Genomic DNA, 1,864 nt, shown 5'->3' on the forward strand with positions numbered 1-1,864 from the left:
AAAAATGGAGGGAACGAATAACAAGATCAAGCTAATCAAACGTAGGGGGTACGGATACAGAAATATCCATCGTTTTGCCTTGCGGGTTCGCCTAGAAACAGCTAACATACTTTAATGGCAGATGCAAGTACATCTTTTGGTGATGAACCCGACATAATAAAAAAGATTGGGAGTTCCCAATCTTTTTTAAGTTTTAAGCGTATCGGCGAATGAGTGAAGCAAGATCTGTTTGTAATGTGTGCATATGTTGTTCACGGATTGTGACACGAATAAATGTTTCATCTAAATCAAGCGCCTCTGCAAATAATCCAGCTAACCCACGCGCTCGTCGATCGACTTGTATAAGCAATTCACATTCATCTAGCGCATGTGGGAAAAAGATGATTTCTACTTCATCCAACTTCCCGCGAAATTCCCCGCTAACCGGTACAAATTCAAATTCTTGAACAAAAGGGAGTCGTTTACGGACATGGTAGGCAGCTTCTTTGCACTCGGCTTCTTTTAAGCGGAAGCCTAAGTTTTCCATTACTTGAAATACCGCATCCATAACACGGGTAGGCTGGACGCGAATATAGTCCTCATCTGTTGGATCAACAGCATTTTTTATGTCAAGTCCTGTGTGTAACCACACTCTTGTTTTTCCAACTGTAATTGGTGTGTCAAGCGGAAGGGAAAAAGAAAATGGAAATTCTTTCTTTTCTCCAGCACGAATTTTGAATGATTGGGCGATTTTCCATTTTTCAATAATTGCTTGCTTCGTTACTTTGCGATCATCTACTTCTTTTGTATATGTAGCGCAGAGAGATAAATATATATCATCAATTTGTTGTTCTATATTTCCTCCCGTTACCTCTACAACCCCAGTCACACTTTCACCGAGCAATAAATGTGACTCATGCAACTTTGTATCTACTTTCGCCGCACCAATCCCAATACTCGCTAAAACTTTATTAAACAGACCCATAAAAACCCTCCTCTTATTTATCAGTACACTATGTTGTACGAATAAAAAAAGAAAATGTTTCAAATTTCAAGCAAAAAAACGACGGGACATCCGCCGTTTTATTCATCAATCACTTCCTCATCAATAATACTTTTTTCGATCAAATAATCAAACATAATATCTGCCATTTCTTCAATTTCACGCTCTGTTGGGACAAACCCTCGCCGAACAAGTTCATTGTAAAAGAACTCCGCAATTTCTTCCGTATCGATCACAACTTCAATTTCTTTCACAACATCGCCCCCTTTGTATTATGTTATGAAAAAATGATCCATTTATGTCAGCCGTTTTTATGTATATTTACCGCTATGTACACATACGTTGGAAGTAAAAAGGAACGGAGGACAAGCTTATGAATGAACGAATTGATCAATGGCTGGAGACGATCACGAATGTATTATTCTATATCATACTCTTTTTCTGTATTCCTTATTTCATATCCGTATTATCGCAATGTATATAATTTCATTCGCGTCGTCTCCGTCGGGTAAACTTTTTTAATTGCTCAATGATTTGTTCCATCATCTGTTCGTACTGTTCATCACCAAATCGTTCGTACAACCATTTGTAATCGTTATAAATATCTAGTAAACCGTCAATAATCTCTTTTTCTTCTTGTTTTCGACGCAATCGCTCGTTTTCAAATTTTCGAGATATCACATGAACTTCACTCCAATGTTGAGCATCGTAATTAGTAATAGTATATGTACAGAATCGAGTAGGAGGAGGTGATTAACCTCCGTCCTCTCACACCACCGTACGTACGGTTCCGTATACGGCGGTTCAATCAAGATCAATGACGCAAGAATTCATAACGTTCTTGTAGACTTTTGAGCCCTTGGTCATTCCAGTAGGAGTTTC

Annotated in this window: 4 protein-coding genes; 1 reads left to right on the forward strand and 3 read right to left on the reverse strand. The window is 38.4% G+C overall.

Annotated elements, in window-relative coordinates; translation table 11 throughout:
- On the forward strand, positions 1-115 hold a 115-nt coding region (locus LD028_RS02215), incomplete at its 5' end, for a transposase (protein ID WP_237810601.1).
- Between the two features lie 78 nt (positions 116-193).
- On the opposite strand, the gene LD028_RS02220 is transcribed toward LD028_RS02215, so the two are convergent.
- The 3 genes from LD028_RS02220 to LD028_RS02230 form a co-directional block, all read right to left on the reverse strand.
- Positions 194-964 carry a sporulation protein gene (locus LD028_RS02220; RefSeq protein ID WP_237810799.1) on the reverse strand — a complete coding sequence of 257 codons (771 nt, stop codon included), beginning with the start codon at positions 962-964 and terminating at the stop codon, positions 194-196.
- Positions 965-1,062: 98 nt separating this feature from the next.
- Positions 1,063-1,236, reverse strand: a complete 174-nt coding sequence (locus tag LD028_RS02225) for a YozD family protein (RefSeq protein WP_237810800.1) — start codon at positions 1,234-1,236, stop codon at positions 1,063-1,065.
- A 232-nt stretch (positions 1,237-1,468) separates the two neighbouring features.
- Positions 1,469-1,663, reverse strand: coding sequence for a hypothetical protein (locus LD028_RS02230; protein ID WP_004890325.1), 195 nt, complete (start codon positions 1,661-1,663; stop codon positions 1,469-1,471).
- Between the last annotated feature and the right edge of the window lie 201 nt (positions 1,664-1,864).

This window comes from Anoxybacillus sp. LAT27 (genome assembly GCF_022030075.1).
GTDB lineage: Bacteria > Bacillota > Bacilli > Bacillales > Anoxybacillaceae > Anoxybacillus > Anoxybacillus kestanbolensis.